The following is a 1540-nucleotide window of genomic DNA, read 5'->3' on the forward strand; positions in this document are numbered from 1 at the left end:
GATGAGCCAATAGATTTTATGCTGTGGGGAACCCGTTTACTGGGCCTAACTGTTCTTATCATGACCAGTTGCGGCCTTGCCGATATTAACTTCGATGATATTTGGTACTTCTCATCGGGCGGTGTAGTAGGCGATGTTTTATCAAGCCTTGCTTTGCCGACGTTGAATGTACTGGGTACAACGCTCGTCCTTCTATTTCTGTGGGGGGCTGGTTTTACTCTGTTTACGGGGATTTCTTGGCTGAACATCGTCGAATGGCTTGGTGATCGCTCGTTAGCGGTATTGGCTGCCATCGCGAATAAGTTCAGAGGTTCAGAACAAGAGACGCTAGAGCCTCAGCTTGATGAGTTTGTTGAGGATAAAGTATCAACAAAACACGTTGAAGACGATCAACAAGACGACGAGACGCTTCCTCACTTAACGGCTTACGAAGTTGAAGAACCAAAAGAGAAAGCGGCAGTACACGAATATCCTATATATATGCCGCAAGCCAAATCAGAAACGTCTGCGGTAAAACCGACGCCAGAGCCCCAACCTCAACGAGTTGCGGCAGTAAATGCGACGCCAACGTATGTTGAACCAGAACCACAACTTAAAGCGGTCAGCACAGATAACGTGGACCCAATGGTTGAGCGTACCAAGCAGCTGAATGTAACCATCGAAGAGTTGGAAGCTGCAGCGCAGCAAGCAGATGATTGGGCGTCAGAAGAACAAACATGCCAATCTTATGCGGATACAAACGCAGTCTATCAAGAGCAGGTGCAAGCCAAGCATGAAGAGGTTGTTGAACACGATACGCCTCAACGAGAATCAAGCTATGAAGAGTATGAACAGTTTGCTGCTCAGCAAGAACAGCAACTCCATGTGGAACCAACGCCACACGAAGAACCTGTTATTGACACTCGTGCACTTGATGACATTACCGACCACGCTGAGCCAAGTGAACATATTGAACCAACCATCTCTGATTTTGATGTAGTAGATGAAGAGGAGGCATATGTTGCTCCTCAACCTCAGTCGCGTTCACCAGAGCCTCAACCTATAGTTCAACCACAATCGGTTTCTCAAATTCAACCAGAACAGACACCAGAGCCGAGTGTAGCGTTTGAACCAGCGCCACAAGAAGTTGAGGTTGAGGAAGTGCAAGATGGCGATCAAGATGTTGCCGCATTCCAAAGCATGGTATCCAGCGCGCAAGCAAAAGTTGCCGCGACGCAAAACCCATTCTTGATGAAGCAAGAACAGAATTTACCAGTGCCAGAAGAGCCGCTGCCAACACTTGAATTGCTTTACCATCCGGAAAAGCGTGAAAACTTCATCGATCGTGAAGCGCTTGAGCAAGTCGCGCGTTTAGTCGAAAGCAAGCTTGCAGACTACAAAATTAAAGCTGACGTGGTCGGCATTTACCCAGGCCCAGTCATCACTCGATTCGAGCTCGATTTGGCGCCAGGTGTGAAAGTAAGTCGAATTTCTGGTCTGTCTATGGACTTGGCGCGTGCTCTATCGGCGATGGCGGTACGTGTTGTAGAGGTGATTCCAG

Annotated in this window: 1 protein-coding gene; it reads left to right on the forward strand. The window is 48.2% G+C overall.

The genetic code is table 11. The annotated features are described in order from the left end of the window. On the forward strand, window positions 1–1540 hold a 1540-nt coding region (locus R7093_RS23905), incomplete at both ends, for a DNA translocase FtsK 4TM domain-containing protein (RefSeq protein WP_318146847.1).

This window comes from Vibrio sp. 1580 (assembly GCF_033340055.1).